Source organism: Stenotrophomonas rhizophila (assembly GCF_003751305.1).
Taxonomy (GTDB): Bacteria; Pseudomonadota; Gammaproteobacteria; order Xanthomonadales; family Xanthomonadaceae; genus Stenotrophomonas; species Stenotrophomonas rhizophila_B.
Genome location: NZ_RJKV01000001.1, coordinates 1,305,773 through 1,325,174 on the forward strand (window position 1 = coordinate 1,305,773; position 19,402 = coordinate 1,325,174).

A 19,402-nucleotide genomic window follows, 5' to 3' on the forward strand; every position below is an offset into this window, starting at 1 on the left:
TCAAACCAGCGCAGGCCTTGAGTAGGCTGCTTAGCGCAGGAGGCTCATCACGTTCTGCGGCACCTGGTTGGCCTGGGCCAGCATGGCCGTACCGGCCTGCTGCAGGATCTGGGTGCGGGTCAGCTCGGCGGTTTCCTTGGCGAAATCGGTATCGCGGATACGGCTGCGCGAGGAGGCCAGGTTCTCCGAGGAGGTCTGCAGGTTCGCGACCACCGAGGTGAAGCGATTCTGCACGGCACCCAGGTCAGCACGGGTGCTGTTGATCGAGTTCAGCGCCTTGTCGACGATTTCCAGGGCCTGCTGTGCACCCTTGACGCTGTCGATGTTGACGTCGCTCAGCAGCTTGCCGGCCGGTGCGGCCGTGGTAGCCGCCGGGGCAGTCGAATTGAAGCCGGTGATGCCGGCGCTGGTGCCAGCAGTGACGGTCATCGCGGTGAAGGCACCCGCGCTGTTGACGCTTTCCTTGACCGAGGTCAGGTTGATCTTGCCGGCGGTGGCGTCGATCTCGGCGTACACGCCAGTCTCACCGATCTTCGCATTGATCGCGGTGGTCACGGCATTGACCAGCGCCTTCTGATCGTCAACTGCAACGCCGGTGGAGGTGACCTCGACCTTGTCGATGGTGATCGCAGACGCGACACCGCCGCCGCCGATCTTCAGGCCGTCGAACGAAATCTTGGTGCCCGCGTTGGCAGCGGTGACGGTGCCGGCGGCGATGGTGATCGCACTGGCATCGAACACGGCGTTGCCCAGAGCGTTGGCTTTGGCATCGACAACCTTGTCGATGGCAATCGCCTGACCGGCGTTGGCGCCGACCTGGAACAGCTGGCTGGAGAACGAGCCGTCCAGCAGCTTGGTGCCGTTGAACTCGGACTGCTTGGCCACGCGGTCGATTTCGCTGACCAGCTGGGTCACTTCCGACTGCAGCGCCTTGCGGTCGCTGGCAGAGTTGGTGGCGTTGGAGGACTGCACCGACAGCTCACGGATACGCTGCAGGTTGTTGCCGATTTCGGTCAGCGAACCTTCGGCGACCTGGGCCAGCGAGATGCCGTCGTTGGCGTTGCGGATGGCGACGTCGGTACCGCGGATCTGGGTGCCGAAACGCTCGGAGATGGCCAGGCCAGCCGCATCGTCCTTGGCGCTGTTGATGCGCGAGCCGGACGACAGGCGCTGGATGGTGGTGGCCAGCGAGGCGCCGCTGCTGCTCAGGTTGCGCTGAGCATTGAGCGACATCGTGTTGGTGTTGATGACTTGTGCCATGAGGAGAGGTCCTTGAGCAGTTGCACGAGAGTTGGGTTAGACGCCCCTGACGTGCTTCAGGAGCGGCTCATGTCAGCGCTGCAACAGGCTGAGCACGTTCTGGGGCACCTGGTTGGCCTGGGCCAGCATTGCCGTACCGGCCTGCTGCAGGATCTGGGTGCGGGTCAACTCGGCCGTCTCCTTGGCAAAATCGGTGTCGCGGATGCGGCTGCGGGAGGCCGACAGGTTTTCCGAGGAGGTCTGCAGGTTCGCGACCACCGAGGTGAAGCGGTTCTGGATGGCGCCGAGGTCGGCACGGACGCTGTTGACCGATTCCAATGCCTTGTCGACGATTTCCAGGGCCCGCTGTGCGCCGACGTACGACGAGACATTCAGGTCCTTGACGAACTGGCCGGTGGCCGTTGCGGCCACCGAGGTCGGGGCGGCTGCAGTGGAATCCGCCAGGCCCAGCGTCGCTGCACCGTCGATCACCAGGTCACGGTCGGCCTGGACCGAGGTCAACTTCAGGGCATGGGTGTCCGGGGTGCCGGCGGTGGTGACCACCTCGGCATACACACCGGTCTCGCCGATCTTGCTGTTGATCGCCGCGGCAGCTGCCGCCGAGTACTCGGCGGTGGTGGCCTTGGCCGGGATGGTGCCGATGCTGGCACCATTGATGGTGACACCGCTCAATTCGAGCGTTGCAGCCGCGGCGATGTCGGTGCCCGTCGAGGCGGCGGCAAACTTTGCGTTGCCCAGCGCATCGGCCTTGGCATCGACGACATTGTTGATGGCGATCGACTGGCCGGCGTTGGCGCCCACCTGGAACAGCTGGCTGGTGAAGCTGCCGTCCAGCAGCTTGGTGCCGTTGAAGTCGGACTGCTTGGCGACGCGATCGATTTCGCTGACCAGCTGCTCGACTTCGGCCTGCAGGGCCTTGCGGTCGCTGGCGGAGTTGGTCGCGTTGGAGGCCTGCACGGCCAGTTCGCGGATACGCTGCAGGTTGTTGCCGACTTCGGTCAGCGAACCTTCGGCAACCTGCGCCAGCGAAATGCCGTCATTGGCATTGCGGATGGCGACGTCGGTGCCGCGGATCTGGGTGCCGAAGCGCTCGGAGATCGCCAGGCCGGCGGCGTCGTCTTTTGCGCTGTTGATGCGCAGGCCCGACGACAGGCGCTGGATGGTGGTAGCGAGCGAGTTGCCGCTGGTGCTCAGGTTGCGCTGAGCGTTGAGCGACATCGAATTGGTGTTGATTACCTGTGCCATGGGTCGTCTCCCTTATTGGAATCCCGGTGGTGAAAGGAACGAAGCGCCGCCGTTTTTTTGTTTTTGGCTGTGTGCTTCGCTGTTGCCAAATCAATAACGGCGCTTTGTCAACAACCTTTAGGCGGAGATTTGGCTGGGATTGACGGGGAGGCCCGATAGGGCGGAATTCACGGGCCCATGTGGCGTTGGCTGGGGCAGGGGCGACGGGAGAGGGCACTGCGGGCAGGCAGGAAAGTCGCCGTGGAGACCTTCGAGGGGAGGTGGTGCCGGCCTAGGTGCCGATGCCTGTACCACGCCCAGAACGAAAAAGGCCGCGATGCTCAGAGCATCGCGGCCTTCAGGCCAACCCAGGTTGTAGGGGGGGTCAGCGGATCGTGTTGAACAGCGACATGGACTGCATCTGTGAGAACAGGGTCTGTGCCGCCTGCAGGGCGGTCTTTTCCAGCTGGTACTGGCTCAACGCATCGGCGTAATCCAGGTCGCGCATCTGCGAGAGCGTGGTCTTGAGGGTCACGACATTCGATTCGCGCATGTCCGCAGCATTGTCCAGCATCTTCAACTGAGCACCGCCGGAAGCGCGGGAGTCGATCATCCGCTCGGAGGCACGGGCCACGTCGCGCAGGCCGCTTTGCAGCAGGTTCTGCTGCGCTGCCTGCTGGGCAGGGGTGCCCGTATCCATCTTCAAGGCCCCGATCAGTGAATCCAGGGTGCCGAAGATGTCGCGGCTGGAGGCGGGGCTCACCTCGAAGGTGTCACCTGCGGCCGGGACGCCGTCGATATGCAGGCGCACGCCGTTGACCACCACGTCATCGCCGGTCTTCAAGGTGCCGGTGGAGACCACGGTGCCGCCGGCATCGACCAGTTCGTAGGCATCGGCGGCGGTGAAGCGCACGCTGAAGCCCTCGCCATTCCAGCCGCCATCGCCGTTGCGGGTAACGTTGGTGAGCACGCCGGTGCCCGTGTTGCCGGTGGCCGCCGCAGCATCCACATGTCCATCGCCGGTGACGATGCGCATGAAGATTTCGCTGCCGGGCAGGGCATCAAGCACGTACGTGTCCGGGCCGACCTCGACCTGGCGCTGGTTCTGGTCGCCGTTGTAGACGATCCGGCCATCGATCTGGCTGAAAGGCGGGCTGCCGTCATCGGTGCCACCGAATACATAGCGGCCGGTGCCGTCGGTACTGTTGGCCACCGCCAGCAGATTGCCGCGGATCGCCTCGATTTCCGTGACCATGGATTGCTTGTCAGCCGCGGCCAGCGCCGGGTTGTTGGCGTAGATGGTCAGTTCGGTGATGCGGCCCATCATGTCGCCGACCTGGGCCAAGGCGTTTTCCTGGATGCCCAGCCGGTTCTGCACGTTGCCGGCGTTGAGCTGCATGCGGTCCAGCGAGGCCAAGGTACGGTCCAGGCCGACCGCGCTGCCGGCCGAGACCGGGTCGTCCTTGGCGGACACGATCTTGCTGCCGGTGGCGATCTGCCGCTCCAGGTGGCTCATCTTGGCCTGTGAAGCGAGCATCAGCGACACCGACTGATTGAACATCATGCCGGTGGAAATACGATTGTTCATGAGCGTACGGCTCCGAGGATCGTCTGGAACATGGTGTCGGCGGTGGAGATCAGCTGCGAGGCGGCCTGGTAGGCCTGCTGCAGGCGGAGCATGTCCGAGGCTTCTTCATCCAGGTTGACGCCGGAGATCGAGTCGCGGGCGGCCTGGGCCTGGTCGGTGATCACCTGCTGGGCCATCAGGGAGTATTCCGCCGAACGCGCAGCCGCACCGACCTGGGTGGTCAGGCCGCCGAGGGCGCCACTGAGGGTGACCGTGCCTTCGTTGAACGCCTTGGCCTGCTCGACCTTGGCCAGCAGCAGGGCATTGCTGTTGTCCGACGAGCCGGCCGGGGTCGGTCCGATGTTGAAGGTGTCGCCGGTCTTGGGCGCGCCGTCGAGGACGAAGCTCCAGCCATTGGCGGTGATGGTCTGGCCAGCGGTGTAGGTGTTCGGCCCCACGCCATCGATGGTGTACTCGGTGGCACTGGTGAACACGATCGCCGCGGGATTGCGCAGCGCGGCGTTGTCCGCGTCGGTCACCTTGACCCCGGTCAGCTTGCCGGTGCCGGTGTTGGCCATCGCGGCGCTGCCCTTGATCGGGGCGGCTGCGGCCAGGCGCGAGGTGTCGGTGATCGCCACAGCCATGCTGCCGGCCACGCCCGCAGTCGGCTGCAGCAGGAAGCGGTCGTCGGTGGACGGGGTGCCGGTCATGACCAGCTCGACGCCGTTGAGCACCAGCGGGTCGGCAGCGGTGCCGGCGCCGGTCATCGGGATGCTGGCACCGGTGTCCGCCCGCGTTGCCAACCACTGGGTACCGTCAAACTTCATCACGATGTTCTGGCCGTCCAGCTTGGCCAGATCGCCGAAGCGCGCGGTCATCTGGGCGGTGCCGGCATTGTTGCTGTTGGCGGTGATGCGCGGGTTGCCGATGGTGAAGAAGTCGCCGCCCATCTGGCCGTAAAGATCGGCACCCTGGCGGTGGACATCGTTGAAGCTGCTGGCCATGCCGATCGCCAGCTTGCCGAGCTCGGCCTGGGCCGGGGTCAGCACCGTGTCGCGGAACTCCAGCAGGCCGCCGATCTGGCCGCCGAGGGTCTTGGGCTCGATGGTGATCTTCTGGCCCTGGCTTTCCAGCGCCAGCTGCAGGCGCTCAGGCTGGTAGGGGTCGGTGACGGTGGTGACCCTGGAGGCCGTGGTACCCACCACCAGCGCCTGACCGCCGGCGGTGTAGACGTTCATCAGCCCGCCGTCCTGCATCACCGCGTTGCCGCCGGTGTAGCCGACCAGGTTGGCGATCAGCTCGTCGCGGCGGTCCAGCAGATCCGGGGCCGCGGTGGCGGCGTTGCCACCGATCGCACCGTTGAGCTGGGCGATTTCCTTGGCCAGCCGGTTGATCTCGGTGGCGCCGGCGATCAGGCCGTTGTTGACCTCGCCGTTGAGGTTGTTGAGCTGGGTGTTGAGCTGCTGGAAGCGGCCGGACAGGGTCTTGCCGGCATCCAGCACATTCTGGCGGTCGGCGCTGCCGGAGGCATTGGAGGACAGGCCGCTGACGGAGTCGAAGAAGTTCGACCACACACCGGCGACGTTGGTGGCGGTGTCGGAGAACATGGCGTCCACGCGGTCGGCCATGGTGGACAGCTGCTTCAGGCGCGCCAGTTCACCGCTGCCGTCGAGCAGGCGCGAGATCGCCAGCTGGTCGGCGACACGGCGCACATCGGTGATGCGGGTGCCGTTGCCGACATCGCCATACCCGTAGTTCTGCGGGTTGGCAGTGGCGAAATCCACCTTCTGCCGGCTGTAGCCCGGCGTCTTGATGTTGGCGACGTTATGGCTGGTGGTCGCCAGGGCGCGCTGGAAAGCGAGCAGGGCGCTGGTGCCGGTGGAGAGAACGCTGGACATGGATTACCTCAACGACGGATGACACCCAGCCCGGTCGGGCTGGCGGTGCTGGCAAAAGTTCGACCCAGGCGCTGGCCGGCATCGGTCACGGCCGCGACGGCGCGCTCGATGGTCGGGCCGCCGGCAATGGCGGCGATCTTGGCGGCATAGGTGGGGTCGGTGGCATAGCCGGCGCGCTGCAGGCCCTGCGCGAAGCTGCGGACGTCGCTGCCGGCCTGGAGGGCGTTCTGGTAACGCGGGCTGGTCTTCAGCAGGCGCACGTAGTCGGCGAAGCTCTCGCCCACCGAGTTGTAGGCGCGGAAGCTGGCGGTTTCGTTACGACGCACGCCATTGACGTACTCGTGGGTGCCACTCGTGGCGCGCTCGCCCTGCCAACCGTTGGCCTTGATCCCGAACAGGTTGTGCGAGCTGTCGCCGCCACTGCGGCGCACCAGCTTGCGGCCCCAGCCGGTCTCCAGCGCGGCCTGGGCGACCAGCGCCTTGGCATCCACGCCCAGTTCGCGGGCCGCCTGCTGGGCATGGCCCCAGATGCTGGCGACGAAGCCGGCCGGCGTGTGCGGGCCCAGTTCCGCAGCCGCGGTGGAGGCGGCCAGGTTGTCCACCGCGCTCGGACCGGTGGCGGCCGTGCGGTTGACGTCCTGCCAGCGATCATCGGCCATTGCCCAGTTGGCGCTGGCCGGATCCACGTCGGCAGTGGCGGCATACGGATCACGACTGCCGATCGCCTCGTGCATCTGGCTGCTCTCGCGCCCGGCGATCAGGTCCAGCGCGCGCTCCATCGGCTGCAGGACCGCCGATGGCTCGCTGCCGCCCAGCTGCTGCAACAGATCCACTTCGCTCGGCACCACCGGCGCCGTTGCTGCCGGCAGCGGCAGGCCAGCGGCGGCCGGGGCATTGAGGCGATAGGCCCGCAACGCCGCGGCGGGGTTGAGTGAGGTATCCACCGGCTTGGCGGTCTCGCCTTCGCCGCCACCGAGCTGGCGCGCGATCATGCTGGACAGGCCCAGCCCGCGGCCGCGCGTCATCGCATCGGCGATCTTCTGGTCGTACATCTCGCGGAACATGGTGTTTTCGCCGGGGAACAGCGAATCGCCGAAGCTGGCCTCACGCATGCTCTTGATCAGCATCTGGGCGAACTGGCCCTCCAGCTGGCGGGCGACCTTGTCGACCTTGGCCGGGCTGTTGGGCTGGGCGGGGTTGAGTTCCAGCGCCGGTTGAATGCGCATGTCAGATCACCTCCAGCTCGGCACTCAGTGCACCGGCCTGCTTGAGGGCTTCCAGGATGGCGATCAGATCGCCCGGGGCCGCGCCGACGGCGTTCACCGCGTGCACGATTTCATCCAACGTGGTGCCGCCGTTGAACTTGAACATGCGGCTGCCATCGTTGGTCGCGGTGATCGTCGACTGGGGCGTGACCGCCGTCTGGCCGCCGCTGAAGGCGCCTGGCTGGCTGACATTGAGGTTCTCGTTGATGGTCACGGTCAGCGAACCATGCGAGATCGCTGCAGCGCCAACACGCACCTGTGAGCCGATCACCACGGTGCCGGTGCGCGAGTTGACCACCACCTTGGCCGGCGCGCTGCCGGGGGTGAGTTCCAGATTCTCGATCCGCGCCAGCAGGCCGATGCGTGCGCCCGGATCGGACGGCGACTGCACCGACACGGTGACGCCGTCGATGGCGCGGGCAGCGCCTTCACCGAAGGCGTTGTTCAATGCCGCCACCATGCGCGAGACCGTGGTGAAGTCGTTCTTGTGCAGGTTCAAGGTGATGTCGCCACCACCGCTGAACACGTCCGGCAATGCACGTTCGACGGTGGCACCGTTGGGAATGCGGCCAACGCTGGGCACGTTGACCGAGACCCGCGAGCCATCCTTGCCCTGCACGCCGAAGCCGCCGACGATCAGGTTGCCCTGGGCGATCGCATAGACCTGCCCATCGGCACCGCGCAGCGGCGCCATCAGCAGCGAGCCGCCGCGCAGCGAGACCGCGTTGCCCACGGAGGAAACGGTGATGTCGATCGGCTGGCCCGGCTTGGCGAACGGCGGCAGCTCGGCGTGGATCGCCACGGCCGCCACGTTCTTCAGCTGCGGATTGACGTTGGCCGGCACGTTGACGCCAAGCTCGCCGAGCAGGTTCTTCAGGCTCTGCACGGTGAAGGGGGCCTGGCTGGTGCGGTCGCCGCTGCCATCCAGGCCGACCACGAGGCCGTAACCGACCAGCGCGTTGCCGCGCACGCCGCCGACCTGCGCCAGATCCTTTATGCGCTCTGCGGAGGCGGGCGCAACCAGCGCGAACACGGCCAGCAGCGCCAGCAGCGCCCGCGTCGCGCCGTGCGACACCACGCCTCGTTGCTTCGACGTGTAGAGCGACGCCGCGCCCCATGACCAGAGGGCGCCGGTCGGCTCGAGGCGTCGCCACGCGCCCGGATCTGACCGCGCCGCCTCTGGGCACGCTTCGGCGCTTCGCTGACGGCAAATGAGGGAAAGGAAGAAGGTCATGTCAGGCTCAGTACGGCGACAGCGCCGAGTTGAAGAAGCGGCTCAACCAGCCCATCGCGTTGGACTGGGCGATCGCACCGCGGCCGCCGTAGACGATGCGGGCATCGGCAACACGGCTGGAGGGAATGGTGTTGTCCGGGAAGATGTCCGCTGCGCGCACGATGCCCTGCACCTGCACCAGCTCATCGCCGCGGTTCAGGCGCAGGTTCTTGGCGCCCTGTACCACCAGGTTGCCGTTGGGCAGGCGCTGGATCACGGTGACGGTCACGCTGCCCTGCAGGCGGTTGCTCTGCGCGCTGGTGCCCTTGCCGGTGAAGTCGCGCGACCCGGCCGCACTGGCGCTGAGGATGTCCTTGCCGCCCAGCGTGACCGGCGCACCGAAGATCGTCGGGGTGCCGATGCTCAGCTCCGATTCTTTCGAGGTGGAGGTGTTGGCGGTGGTCTGCGCGGTGGTGTTCTCGGTCAGGGTGATCGTGAGCAGGTCACCCACATCGCGTGCCCGGCGGTCCGAGTACAGCTGCAGCCCGGGGCCGGCGGCGTAGATCGCCCCGGCGGTGGCTTCGGCGGACGGCGGCATGACCGGCATGACCGGCGCCATGGCCGGGTACGGCCGGACATCGCCGGCAATCACGCAACCACTCAAGGTGGCGACGATGACGGCAGCGGCGAGCAGGCGGAGGGTAGGGGCAAGACGCGACATGGCAGGTTTCCGGTTCGACCGATCAGACGTTCTGGTTGAGGTAACCGAGCATGGCGTCGGTGGTGGAGATCGCCTTGGCATTCATTTCGTAGGCGCGCTGGGTTTCGATCATCGAGACCAGCTCTTCCACCACGTTGACGTTGCTGCCTTCCAGCGCGCCCTGGACGACGGTGCCCAGGCCGTTGAGGCCGGGATTGCCGTTCTGCGCGGGGCCGGAGGCGGTGGTTTCCAGGAACAGGTTTTCACCGCGGGCCTGCAGACCGGCCGGATTGACGAAGTCGGTCAGGGTCAGCGCGCCGATTTCCACGGTGGCGGCGTCATCGGCCATCTTCACGCTGATGGTGCCGTCGGTACCGATGGTCAGCGACTGCGCGCCTTCCGGAATCTGGATGCCCGGCTGCACCGGGTAGCCGCTGTTGGTGACCAGCTCGCCATCCTGGTTGCGCTGGAACGAGCCATCGCGGGTGTAGGCCGAGGAGCCGTCCGGCATCTGCACTTCAAAGAAGCCGCGGCCGTTGACCATCACGTCCAGCGCGCGGCCGGTCTGCTGCTGGCTGCCCTGCTCGAAATTCTTGGCGGTGGCGACCACGCGCACACCGGTACCCAGCTGCAGGCCCGAGGGCAGCTGCGTCTGGGCGGAGGAGGCGCCACCCGGCTGGCGGACCTGCTGGTACAGCAGGTCTTCGAAGCTGGCACGGTCCTGCTTGAAACCGGTGGTATTGGTGTTGGCGAGGTTGTTGGAAACCACCGACATGCGCGTCTGCTGCGCATCCAGTCCGGTTTTGGCGATCCACAATGCCTGGTTCATGGCGTCATTCCTGTGTTGTAGCGGATGGCCGCGTGGTGCGGCCCTTGTGAAGGGCAATGCATGGCGCGTGCCACAACTGCGCCGGGATTACGTCACCGGCGGCGATCAGCCGCCCAGGCGCAGCAGGCTGTTGGCGCTGCGGGCGTTGTCGTCGCCGTGCTTGATCACCTTCACCTGCATTTCGTACTGGCGCTGCAGCTGGATCATCTGCACCAGCGCGCCGGCGGCATCGACGTTGCTGCCTTCCAGCTGACCGCTTTCCAGCGATTTGCCCTGGGCCTGCACGAACGGCTGCTGCGGGTCGGTGTTGCGCATCAGCCCGTCCAGGCCGCGCTCCAGCCGGGCGTCCTCGGCCTGCACCACGCGGATGCGGCCGATGTTGGCCATCGTCTGCGGGCCTTCGCCCAGCGGGATGATCGAGATCGTGCCGTCGTTGCCGATATCCATGGCCTGGTGCGGCGGCACCGCCAGCGGATTGCCGTTCTCGTCCAGGACCGGATGGCCGCCGGCGGTGACCAGCTGGCCATTGGGCGTGATCGACAGTGCCGCACCACGGGTGTAGGCCTCACCACCGTCGGCACCGGGCGCCTGCACGGCCAGCCAGTTGCCGGCCTGCAGGGACAGATCCAGCGGGTTGCCGGTGAGCTGCTGTCCGCCCATCCGCCGGTTGAAGCCGGCGTCGACGTGCATCGCATCCACGCGCGAGGCGTAGCCGGTCCCCTTCACCGGGAAAGCCTCGGTATTGGCGAGTGCCTCCTTGAAGCCGGGCGTGTCGGTGTTGGCCAGGTTGTGCGACAGCGTGCCCTGCGCCTGCAGGGAGGCGCGTGCACCGGTCATCGCGACGTAGAGTGCCTTGTCCATCGGTGTATTCCCGTGTTGCGGTCAGTGGCTCATCAACGCAGGTTGATGATGGTCTGGGTGATCTGGTCCTGCGTGGAAACCATCTGCGAGTTCGCCTGGAAGTTGCGCTGGGCGGTGATCATGTTGACCAGCTGCTCGGTCAGGTCGACCGTGGAGGCTTCCAGCGAGCCGGCCTGGACCTTGCCCAGGTTGGAGCTGTCCGGCGCACCGGTGCGCGGGGTGCCGGAGTTGAAGGTTTCCACCCACAGGTTGTTGCCCTTGGCTTCCAGGCCCTGCGCGTTGTTGAAGGTGGTCAGCGCAACCTGGCCCAGCGGACGGTCATCGCCGTTGGAGTAGCGCGCGTAGACCACGCCTTCCTCGGACACGGTGACTTCGTTGAGCTTGCCGGCCGCGTAGCCGTCCTGCTGGGTGTTGCGCAGTGCGAACTTCTCGCCGTACTGGGTCGAGCCGGTGATATCCAGGGTCAGTGACAGATCACCCGCGCCGGTGGTCGGGCTGAACGCGGTGAACGCGATCTTCCCGTTGGCTGGGACGGTCAGTGCACCGGATTCATTGAACTCCATCGCAGTGGGAGCGCCGACCGGTTGTCCGTCGACGAAGTTGTGGACCTGCCAGGCATTGGTACCGGCTGTTTTGACGAAATACGAGGTCTGGGTGTGGCTGACACCCAGCGAGTCGTACACGGTGATGCCACCGGTCGAATGGTTGTAGCTGTTCGAATCGGTCGGATCGAACGCGGCGACGGTCGGCGGCTTGGCATTGGCCGGCAGGGTGAAGCTGATGTTCACCCCGGTGGTCTGCTTGGGCGGACTGTCGGTGGTCAGCAGCTGCAGATCTGTCAGACGGCCGGCATCGAAGTTGGTGCCATCGGCGTTGGGTGCGAACACCTGCAGACGTGCACCCTGCGGGTTGATCACATAGCCGGCCTGGTCGGTCTGGAAGTTGCCGGCGCGCGAATACACGCGGGCGCCGTTCATGGTCATGGTGAAGAAGCCCTCACCGGAAATGGCCATGTCCAGGCTGCGCCCGGTCTGTTCGTTGTTGCCCTGCGAGAACTGCTGGGCGACATTGGTCAGGCGTACGCCCGAGCCGACCGCGTTCTTGGACAGGCCGTAGCTGGTGGCCGAGAACAGATCGGCGAACTCGGCGCGCGACTGCTTGAAGCCGGTGGTGTTGACGTTGGCGATGTTGTTCGCCGTGACGTTCAGATCGGCATTGGCTGCGTTGATGCCGGACAACGAGACGTTGAAGCCCATGGGTTGCTCCTGTGGATTCGGGTGGTGCGGCTCAGCTGATGCGGAGCACGTAGTCGATCGGGGCGGTGCCCAGACCCTTGAGGTTGAGGTACAGGCCATCCGTGCCGACCGTCACGCTCTCTACCGGGGCCTGCACATACGTGTTGAGCTTGGTCTTGGCGCCGGCCGTATCGGTATGCGAAGCGGCGATGGTGTAGGTGCCTTCGGCCATGCGGTTGCCGTTGGCGTCCTTGCCGTCCCAGTCGAAGGTGACTTCGCCGGACGCCTTGGCTTCCACGCTGATCTGGTTGACCTTCACGCCGTTGGCATCGGTGATGTCCACCGTCACGAAGCCGGCGCCGGGCGCGGCGACCATGCCGGTGACGTCGCCGTCCTTCTCCAGCGCGAGCTTCTCCGACGGCACCAGCACTTCGTGACCCACCAGGGCCGCGCCGCGCAGGATCTGGTCGCTGGACATCGAATCCTGGAAGCCCTTGACCGTGTTGTTGAGGTCGGTGATGCCCTGGACCTGCGACAGCTGCGCCATCTGCGCGACCATCTGGGTGTTGTCCATCGGCTTGAGCGGATCCTGGTGTCGCAGCTGCTCGGTCATCAGGCGCATGAAATCGGCCTGGTCCAGCGTGCTCTTCTTCTTGCTGGTGTCGCTGTTGGGTGCGTTCAGACCCAGCGCGGTGTAGATGTCGCTGCTGTTCTGGCCAACGCCGTTGGTGGTGCTCATGGGGGTCGATTCCTGGGGAGTGAGGGTCAGCGACCCATGGTCAGCGTGGCCAGCGCCAGTTCCTTGGCGGTGGTCAGCATCTCCACGCCGGCCTGGTAATTGCGCGAGGTCGAGATCAGGTTGACCATTTGCGCGACCGGGTCGACGTCGGGCTGGTAGATGTAGCCATCGGCATCGGCCAGCGGGTGGCCGGGCTCGTAGCGCTGGATCGGCGCGGCGTTGCTCTGGCTGATCTCCTTGACCTGCACCGTGGTGATGTTCGGGTCGGTGCGGCTGGTGACCGACTGGAAGATCGGCTCCAGCGGCTTGTAGACCGCGTCGGCCGAACCGGCGACGGTATCGGCGTTGGAGAGGTTGGAGGCGATGGTGCTCATGCGCACGGACTGCGCCTGCAGCGCGGAACCGGCGATATCGAAGATGGGCAGATTGCTCATGGCTTATTGCCCCGTGATCGCGGTGAGCATCGAGCGCACCTTGGATTCGACGAAGCTCAGCGAGGCGCGGTACTCCAGCGCGGCGCGGCCGTAGGCGGCACGTTCGGCATCCGGGTCGACGGTGTTGCCGTCGATGCTCGGCTGCACGCCCTCTTTGGCGATCTGGAACGGGTTCAACCCGCCGCCGATCTCATAATGCTGTTCGTTGGTGGTTTTCATCAGGCCGTTTGCATCCAGGCCCTGGGCATTACGCAACGCGGCATCGAAATCCAGGTCCTGGGCCTTGTAGCCGGGGGTATCGGCGTTGCTCAGGTTGCTGGCGATCAGCTTCATCCGCTGCTCGCGCAACGGCATGGCCTGGGCATGGACACCCAGATAGTTGGAAATCAGATTGGGCATGGCGCACTCCCACGGGACGATGCCAGGGGCAGTGCAAGCGGCGTGCCAGAGGGCAAGGCGCGAAGATGCCTGGCGGCATGTTCACGCCAGGGACTTCAGCACCGGAGGGTAGATCCACGCCATGCGTGGATAAGGAAATCAGACCCGGGGGTAGATCCACGCCATGCGTGGATGCCGTCCACCCAACGGGACGGGCGCCGGCGCCAGGGCCGGCCGCCCCTTACGCCGCCATCGCGACCTTGCGCAGGCGGTCCAGCAGGAAGTCCGCCAGCTCATGCGGGGAGTACTTGGCCACGAACGCATTCGCGCCGACCCGCTCGACCATCGCGTTGTTGAACACGCCCGACAGGGAGGTGTGCAGCAGCACGTAGAGGCCGGCCAGCCCCGGATGACGCCGGATTTCCGTCGTCAGGGTGTAGCCATCCATCGCCGGCATCTCGATATCGGAGATCACCATCGCGTAGCGCTCGGCCGGGTTCTCCCCGGAGGCGTGGATCTGCAGGAGGTGGTCCAGCGCCTGTTTCCCGTCCGAGAGCAGGGTCGCCCCGACCCCCAGCTGGTCCAGCACGCTGCGGATCTGCTGGCGGGCCACGCGGGAGTCATCGACGACCAGGACCTGCATCGGCGGGGCATCGGCGGGCAGGGCCATCGACGGGTCCAGCACGGCCTCACCGCGCACCTGCGCGATATCGGCCAGCACGCTTTCCACGTCGATCACCTGGATCAGCTCGCCCTGGAAACGGGTCACCGCGGTCAGATAGCTGGACTCGGCGCCCAGTTCCGGTGGGGGATGGATGTCTTCGACGGCAATGTTGACGATGCGTTCCACACCGCTGACCAGGAAGCCCTGGATGGAGCGGTTGAACTCGGTCACCACCAGGTAGCCCGGCGCCTTGTCGGCATCGGGTTCACGCTCGGGGTGGCCGATCGCCAGGCCCAGGTCCAGCACCGGCACCGAGCGGCCACGGACATCGGCCACACCGGCGAACTGGCTGGGCAGGCCCGGCACCTGGAACAGGCCCGGGCGCCGCAGCACTTCCTGCACCTTGAAAACATTCACGCCAAAAAGCTGACGTCCGCCCAGCCGGAACAGCAGCAGGGCCAGACGATTGTGGCCGGCCAGTCGCGTACGCTGGTCGATGCGGTTGAGCAGGTCATGGGACATGGACTTGGTATCGGCGGCACCGGCGGCGACTTGAGCGCCCTGCGCGCAGGAGTTCGGCATGACCCTTGCATCGAGCTGCGCATGATCCTTGCCCGTGGAGTGCCCATGCGTTCTCTTGTCCTTGCCGCGCTGTTGCTGGCCGCGCCCGCCTGGGCCGCCGGTGGCTGGCAACCCGTGGAGAGCATCCGCCAGGCCGCGCTGGGCACGTTGCCGGCCGGCAGCGAAGGCGACACCACGCTGGATTCGGCACTGCGCCTGCCGGCGTGCGGTCAGCCGCTGGCCGCCCAGCCCACCGGCACCAGCACGGTGGAGGTCAGCTGCCCGGATGCCGGGGGCTGGCGCCTGTTCGTCCCTGTAAAGGTGCGGCGCAACCAGACCGTGCTCATTCTCAATAGAGGTGTGGCTGCTGGAGAAACCCTGGCAGCGGCCGATATCACCACTGGCCAGCGTGATGCGGCACGGATCGCCGGCGCTGCGCTGGCCGATCCGGCCGCGGCGGTTGGCCGGGTGGCACGCAGGACCCTGAGTGCCGGCAGCCTGCTGTCGGCCAACGATCTGGTTGCCCAGCGGCTGGTTCGGCGGGGCGACAGTGTCGCCCTGGTGTCCCGGCGCGGCGGGGTGGAGGTCCGGGTTGCCGGGCGCGCCATGGCCGACGCGGGCGAAAATGAGCGGGTCTCGGTCGAGAACCTCTCGTCGCGCAAGATCGTGCAGGGCACCGTGGCGGCCAGCGGTGACGTTTTAGTGACGCGCTGACCATATTTGTGAATACGGGCCACTTTCCTCGCGAAACCTGCAATATTCCCCTAAAGATGGCGGCTGATTGGCCGTTATCCCTTGTGAACCGCAATCCCAGGACGAACCCATGAGCCAGAAAATCGACGGCAACCTGCAGGCCACCGCCCATCTGCGCAGTGTTGCGCTCGGCAACAAGCCCAGCGTCAGCACCGATGCCCCGGCGCGCCCGGTGGAGGCTGCCGACAGCCTGCGCCTGACCGGCGAAGCCACCAGCCTGCAGGCCATGCAGCGTGAACTGTCCACGGCCCCGGCCATTGATGCCAACCGTGTCCAGGCCGTGCGTGATTCGCTGCAGAACGGCACCTACAAGATCAATCCCGACGCGATCGCTTCGCGCATGCTTGAGCTGGACCAGCAGCTGCAGGGATGAAGCTGGCGATGAGCGAGCCGCTGCAGCGCCTCAGCGATGCCTTGGACGTCGAGCGCCAGGCATTGGTCGAGCATGACGTGCAGGCCCTGATCCGCGCGACCGGTGCCAAGCTGGAGGCGTTGCGTGCCCTCGAGGCCGCATTGCCGCTCGGCCAGGCCGAGCGCGTGCAGGAGCTGGCCGAGCGCAATCGCGCCAACGGCGTGCTGCTCTCGCGGCGCCGCCGCGAGGTCAACTGGGCGCTGCGCCAACTCGGCCGCAGCGAAGATTCCTCGGCGTACGACGCCAAGGGCCAGTCGCACACGCTGCACACCCGGCGGCCGCTCGCGGTCGCCTGAGCAGCCCGATCCGGCGGCCGCAGGCTGCCGACGATGACGTCACCGCGTATATTGGGCGCCTGTTTCCAGCCGCCTCGATGTGACCGTGACCGTAACGTCTTCCCTTGTCACCGCCCCGTTGCCCCCGCATCCGGTTCTGCTCGCCCTGTTCGAGCGGATCAAGGAAGGGGTTCTGCTGTTTCGTGAGGACGGCAGCGTCGCGCTGGCCAACACCGCGGTCAGTGAGATCCTCGGCCAGGCCGAACGCGATGCCGACCTGACACCTGCGCAATGGCTGCGCCAACTGCTGCCGCCGGATGCGCTGGAGCAGGCACGCCTCCACGGCCACTGGAATGGCAGCCTGCCGGTGGGCGAGCGCATGGTCATCGCCCACGTCTACCATCATGACGATGGCGGTCAGCGGCACTATCTGGCGCTGTTCCGCCGTATCGAAGGCCAGGAAGACTACGAGCGTGAGCTGCAGCAGCGCCATGCCGAACTGCGCCAGGCTTACCTGCGCCTCAATGGCACCCAGGAAAAGCTCCTGCAGTCCGAAAAGATGGCCTCCATCGGCCAGCTGGCGGCCGGCGTGGCGCATGAGATCAACAACCCGATCGGTTACGTGCACTCCAACCTGGGCAGCCTGCAGGAATACCTGCGCAGCCTGTTCACCGTGATCGAAGCCTACGAGCGTGCGCTGCGCGCGCCCGACCCGAAGGCGCTGATCCCGGAGATCGACGACATCCGTCAGCGCTTCGACATCGATTTCATCAGCCGCGATCTGCCGCAGCTGATGGCCGAATCGCGCGAAGGCATCGAGCGGGTGACGCGCATCGTGCGCGATCTGAAGGACTTCTCGTATTCCGGCCGCGATGAATCGTGGAAGCTGGTCGACCTGCATGCCGGTCTGGAATCCACGATCAACATCATCTGGAACGAACTCAAGTACAAGGTGACCCTGCACCGCGAGTTCGGCCAGCTGCCGCTGGTGGAATGCCTGCCGTCGGAGTTGAACCAGGTCTACATGAACCTGCTGCTCAACGCTGGCCATGCCATCGCCGACCGCGGCACGATCAACGTGCGTACCGGCGTGGATGGCGAGACGGTCTGGGTGGAATTCGAGGATACCGGCGGTGGTATCTCACCGGATCTGCGCCAGCGCATCTTCGATCCGTTCTTCACCACCAAGCCGGTCGGCAGCGGCACCGGGCTGGGGCTGTCGATCTCCTACAGCATCATCAACAAGCACCACGGCCGCATCGACCTGGACAGCACGCCGGGCGTAGGGTCGAAATTCCGCGTGGTGCTGCCGATCAAGCAGCCGCGCTGATCGGACGGCAGGGTAGTGCCGGCCAGCGGCCGGTACTACCTTGCCATCACTCGTCTGCCGCGCCGGCGGCCACCATCGGCGAGGTATTCGCGCGGCGTTGTTCTTCATGCGTGCGGAACGCCTGATGGATATGCTTGCGCAGCTCATCGTCGTTCCACGGCTTGGTCAGGAACCGGTAGATCGCGCCGCGGTTGATCGCGTCCGTCACCGTGTTGAGGTCCGTGTAGCCGGACAGCACCAGCCGGATCGTGTCCGGGTAGAGCATCTTCACCCGGCCGAGGAACTCGGTGCCGCTCATGTCGCTCATGCGCTGATCGGACAGGATCACCTGCACGTCGTTGATGGCCAGCAGATCGAACGCATCGCGCACGTTGCCGGCAGCGAGAATGCGGTAACCGTCGCGGCGGAACAGGCGCACCAGTGAGCGCAGCACGTTCTCCTCGTCGTCCAGCAGCAACAGCGTGCGATCCGGGCGGGTCTCGGCGAAGGCCTCCGGGCGCAGGTAGCGCCGGCGCAGGGTCATGCCGGCGGCATCGGCCGACATCGGTTCGCCGAACAGATAGCCCTGGAACACATCGCAGTCGTTGCGGCGCAGGAAGCCCAGCTGTGCCTGCGATTCCACGCCGTTGGCGATCACCGTCATGCCCAGCTGGTGGCCCATGGCGATGATCGCGCGGGCGATCGCGGCCTCGCGGTTGCCGGCCGGCGCGCTCTTGATGAAGCTGCGGTCGATCTTCAGCTTGTCCACCGGGTAGCGGACCAGCGCGCTGAGGCTGGAATCACCGGTGCCGAAGTTGTCCAGGCTCAGGCTGATGCCTTCGTTGCGCAGGTTGACCAGCGTTTCGTGGACGAAGTTGACGTTGTTGGTCAGCGCGCTTTCGTTGATCTCCAGTGTGAGCATGTGCGCCGGCACGCCGGCCGCCTGCAGCAGCGACATCACCTCGGCGAAGAAGTTCGGGCGCAGCAGCTGCAGCGTGGAAACGTTGACCGCGATGGTGAAATCGTCGAAGCCCTGGTCGCGCCACAGCTTGGCCTGTTTCAAGGCGCCTTCCAGCACCCACGTGCCGATCTGCACGATGATGCCCAGCCGCTCTGCGGTGCGCATGAAGCGCTCCGGCACCAGCATGCCCAGCGTGGGCGACTGCCAGCGCAGCAGCGCCTCCATGCCGACCACGTGGCCGTCGCGGGCGCTCACCAGCGGCTGGTAACGCAGCTTGAGCTCGCCATTGGGGATCGCGTCGACAATCTGGCGCGCGATGATGCTCTCGCTGTGCGCGCTGGAGGGCGTATCCACCGCATGGATGCGCACCGCATTGCCGCCTTCGCGGGCGGCCTGGTGCAGCGCGTCTTCGGCGTGATCGAGCAGGCGCGACACGCCGGTGGCGTGTTCGGGGCACAGGCTCACGCCCAGCTTGCCGGTCATGAACAGCGTGTACGGCAGCACCGACAGCGGCAGCTCCAGCTGCTGGCGGATCTCCTCGGCCAGATCTTCGGGCAGCGGCATCTCGGCCGTGCGCGGCACCGCCAGCAGGAACTCATCGCTGCCATGCCGCCACAGCTTGCCGCGCCCGCGAAGGTGGTGCTGCAGGCGCTGGGCGACCAGGACCAGGGCCTGATCGCCCACTTCGGCGCTCATGTTCTCGTTGACCGAGGCGAAGTGGTCGATGTCCACGTGCATCAGCATCAACGGCGTGCCGCCGGAGGCAGCCTCGGTCACCATGGCCTGCAGTTCAGGGTTGCCGGCGCCCAGGCGGGGCGGTGCGTCCTCGATGCTGACCAGGGGCAGGGAAGGGTTCCACATGGG

19 protein-coding genes are annotated in these 19,402 nt (G+C 66.2%); 4 read left to right on the plus strand and 15 right to left on the minus strand.

Features of this window, described 5'->3' with window-relative positions; genetic code table 11:
• Positions 1–30: 30 nt before the first annotated feature.
• From EDF74_RS06015 to EDF74_RS06080, 14 genes are all read right to left on the minus strand, one after another.
• Positions 31–1,260 carry a flagellin gene (locus EDF74_RS06015; RefSeq protein WP_123729214.1) on the minus strand — a complete coding sequence of 410 codons (1,230 nt, stop codon included), beginning with the start codon at positions 1,258–1,260 and terminating at the stop codon, positions 31–33.
• 72 nt (positions 1,261–1,332) lie between these two features.
• Positions 1,333–2,505 (minus strand): flagellin, encoded by a 1,173-nt coding sequence (locus EDF74_RS06020; protein WP_123729215.1) that lies wholly within the window; start codon positions 2,503–2,505, stop codon positions 1,333–1,335.
• Between the two features lie 364 nt (positions 2,506–2,869).
• Complete coding sequence (flgL, locus tag EDF74_RS06025; protein ID WP_123729216.1) at positions 2,870–4,072, minus strand: flagellar hook-associated protein FlgL; 1,203 nt, start codon at positions 4,070–4,072, stop codon at positions 2,870–2,872.
• Positions 4,069–5,949 (minus strand): flagellar hook-associated protein FlgK, encoded by a 1,881-nt coding sequence (gene flgK, locus EDF74_RS06030; RefSeq protein WP_123729217.1) that lies wholly within the window; start codon positions 5,947–5,949, stop codon positions 4,069–4,071. Before flgK ends, flgL begins: the two co-directional genes overlap by 4 nt.
• 8 nt (positions 5,950–5,957) lie before the next feature.
• Complete coding sequence (gene flgJ / locus EDF74_RS06035; RefSeq protein ID WP_123729218.1) at positions 5,958–7,175, minus strand: flagellar assembly peptidoglycan hydrolase FlgJ; 1,218 nt, start codon at positions 7,173–7,175, stop codon at positions 5,958–5,960.
• A gap of 1 nt (position 7,176) precedes the next feature.
• A complete protein-coding gene (locus EDF74_RS06040) occupies positions 7,177–8,292 on the minus strand; it encodes a flagellar basal body P-ring protein FlgI (RefSeq protein WP_260232188.1) in 1,116 nt (371 codons plus the stop codon).
• Between the two features lie 163 nt (positions 8,293–8,455).
• Positions 8,456–9,148: a flagellar basal body L-ring protein FlgH gene (flgH, locus tag EDF74_RS06045; RefSeq protein ID WP_123729219.1), complete on the minus strand. Its 693-nt coding sequence runs from the start codon at positions 9,146–9,148 to the stop codon at positions 8,456–8,458.
• 22 nt (positions 9,149–9,170) lie between these two features.
• Positions 9,171–9,956 (minus strand): flagellar basal-body rod protein FlgG, encoded by a 786-nt coding sequence (flgG, locus tag EDF74_RS06050; protein ID WP_123729220.1) that lies wholly within the window; start codon positions 9,954–9,956, stop codon positions 9,171–9,173.
• Positions 9,957–10,061: 105 nt separating this feature from the next.
• Positions 10,062–10,817, minus strand: a complete 756-nt coding sequence (locus EDF74_RS06055) for a flagellar basal body rod protein FlgF (RefSeq protein ID WP_123729221.1) — start codon at positions 10,815–10,817, stop codon at positions 10,062–10,064.
• Positions 10,818–10,849: 32 nt separating this feature from the next.
• On the minus strand, positions 10,850–12,073 hold the full coding sequence (gene flgE, locus EDF74_RS06060; protein WP_123729222.1) for a flagellar hook protein FlgE: 1,224 nt from the start codon (positions 12,071–12,073) through the stop codon (positions 10,850–10,852).
• Positions 12,074–12,104: 31 nt separating this feature from the next.
• Positions 12,105–12,791, minus strand: a complete 687-nt coding sequence (locus tag EDF74_RS06065; protein WP_123729223.1) for a flagellar hook capping FlgD N-terminal domain-containing protein — start codon at positions 12,789–12,791, stop codon at positions 12,105–12,107.
• Positions 12,792–12,817: 26 nt separating this feature from the next.
• The gene (gene flgC / locus EDF74_RS06070; RefSeq protein WP_088435081.1) at positions 12,818–13,225 is read right to left on the minus strand and encodes a flagellar basal body rod protein FlgC; all 408 of its coding nucleotides are present in this window, start codon (positions 13,223–13,225) and stop codon (positions 12,818–12,820) included.
• Positions 13,226–13,228: 3 nt separating this feature from the next.
• Positions 13,229–13,624 (minus strand): flagellar basal body rod protein FlgB, encoded by a 396-nt coding sequence (flgB, locus tag EDF74_RS06075; RefSeq protein ID WP_123729224.1) that lies wholly within the window; start codon positions 13,622–13,624, stop codon positions 13,229–13,231.
• Between the two features lie 220 nt (positions 13,625–13,844).
• On the minus strand, positions 13,845–14,789 hold the full coding sequence (locus EDF74_RS06080; RefSeq protein ID WP_123729729.1) for a chemotaxis protein: 945 nt from the start codon (positions 14,787–14,789) through the stop codon (positions 13,845–13,847).
• A gap of 105 nt (positions 14,790–14,894) precedes the next feature.
• On the opposite strand from EDF74_RS06080, the gene flgA reads away from it, so the two are divergent.
• The 4 genes from flgA (at position 14,895) to EDF74_RS06100 (ending at position 17,598) form a co-directional block, all read left to right on the plus strand.
• Positions 14,895–15,542: a flagellar basal body P-ring formation chaperone FlgA gene (gene flgA / locus EDF74_RS06085; protein ID WP_123729225.1), complete on the plus strand. Its 648-nt coding sequence runs from the start codon at positions 14,895–14,897 to the stop codon at positions 15,540–15,542.
• Positions 15,543–15,651: 109 nt separating this feature from the next.
• Positions 15,652–15,954 (plus strand): flagellar biosynthesis anti-sigma factor FlgM, encoded by a 303-nt coding sequence (gene flgM, locus EDF74_RS06090; protein WP_123729226.1) that lies wholly within the window; start codon positions 15,652–15,654, stop codon positions 15,952–15,954.
• On the plus strand, positions 15,951–16,289 hold the full coding sequence (locus EDF74_RS06095) for a flagellar protein FlgN (RefSeq protein WP_123729227.1): 339 nt from the start codon (positions 15,951–15,953) through the stop codon (positions 16,287–16,289). The genes flgM and EDF74_RS06095 overlap by 4 nt, the downstream gene beginning before the upstream one ends.
• A 79-nt stretch (positions 16,290–16,368) precedes the next feature.
• Positions 16,369–17,598, plus strand: coding sequence for an ATP-binding protein (locus tag EDF74_RS06100; RefSeq protein ID WP_428999134.1), 1,230 nt, complete (start codon positions 16,369–16,371; stop codon positions 17,596–17,598).
• 46 nt (positions 17,599–17,644) lie between these two features.
• On the opposite strand, the gene EDF74_RS06105 is transcribed toward EDF74_RS06100, so the two are convergent.
• Positions 17,645–19,399, minus strand: coding sequence for an EAL domain-containing protein (locus EDF74_RS06105; protein WP_123729228.1), 1,755 nt, complete (start codon positions 19,397–19,399; stop codon positions 17,645–17,647).
• Positions 19,400–19,402 lie beyond the last annotated feature (3 nt).

Excerpts from the sequence above, each read along its gene's own strand:
- EDF74_RS06015 (WP_123729214.1), bottom strand. The coding sequence starts at position 1,260 with ATGGCACAAGTCATCAACACCAACACGATGTCGCTCAATGCTCAGCGC.
- EDF74_RS06020 (WP_123729215.1), bottom strand. The coding sequence starts at position 2,505 with ATGGCACAGGTAATCAACACCAATTCGATGTCGCTCAACGCTCAGCGC.
- flgL (WP_123729216.1), bottom strand. The coding sequence starts at position 4,072 with ATGAACAATCGTATTTCCACCGGCATGATGTTCAATCAGTCGGTGTCG.
- flgK (WP_123729217.1), bottom strand. The coding sequence starts at position 5,949 with ATGTCCAGCGTTCTCTCCACCGGCACCAGCGCCCTGCTCGCTTTCCAG.
- flgJ (WP_123729218.1), bottom strand. The coding sequence starts at position 7,175 with ATGCGCATTCAACCGGCGCTGGAACTCAACCCCGCCCAGCCCAACAGC.
- flgH (WP_123729219.1), bottom strand. The coding sequence starts at position 9,148 with ATGTCGCGTCTTGCCCCTACCCTCCGCCTGCTCGCCGCTGCCGTCATC.
- flgG (WP_123729220.1), bottom strand. The coding sequence starts at position 9,956 with ATGAACCAGGCATTGTGGATCGCCAAAACCGGACTGGATGCGCAGCAG.
- EDF74_RS06055 (WP_123729221.1), bottom strand. The coding sequence starts at position 10,817 with ATGGACAAGGCACTCTACGTCGCGATGACCGGTGCACGCGCCTCCCTG.
- flgE (WP_123729222.1), bottom strand. The coding sequence starts at position 12,073 with ATGGGCTTCAACGTCTCGTTGTCCGGCATCAACGCAGCCAATGCCGAT.
- EDF74_RS06065 (WP_123729223.1), bottom strand. The coding sequence starts at position 12,791 with ATGAGCACCACCAACGGCGTTGGCCAGAACAGCAGCGACATCTACACC.
- flgC (WP_088435081.1), bottom strand. The coding sequence starts at position 13,225 with ATGAGCAATCTGCCCATCTTCGATATCGCCGGTTCCGCGCTGCAGGCG.
- flgB (WP_123729224.1), bottom strand. The coding sequence starts at position 13,624 with ATGCCCAATCTGATTTCCAACTATCTGGGTGTCCATGCCCAGGCCATG.
- EDF74_RS06080 (WP_123729729.1), bottom strand. The coding sequence starts at position 14,789 with ATGTCCCATGACCTGCTCAACCGCATCGACCAGCGTACGCGACTGGCC.
- flgA (WP_123729225.1), top strand. The coding sequence starts at position 14,895 with ATGCGTTCTCTTGTCCTTGCCGCGCTGTTGCTGGCCGCGCCCGCCTGG.
- flgM (WP_123729226.1), top strand. The coding sequence starts at position 15,652 with ATGAGCCAGAAAATCGACGGCAACCTGCAGGCCACCGCCCATCTGCGC.
- EDF74_RS06095 (WP_123729227.1), top strand. The coding sequence starts at position 15,951 with ATGAAGCTGGCGATGAGCGAGCCGCTGCAGCGCCTCAGCGATGCCTTG.
- EDF74_RS06105 (WP_123729228.1), bottom strand. The coding sequence starts at position 19,399 with ATGTGGAACCCTTCCCTGCCCCTGGTCAGCATCGAGGACGCACCGCCC.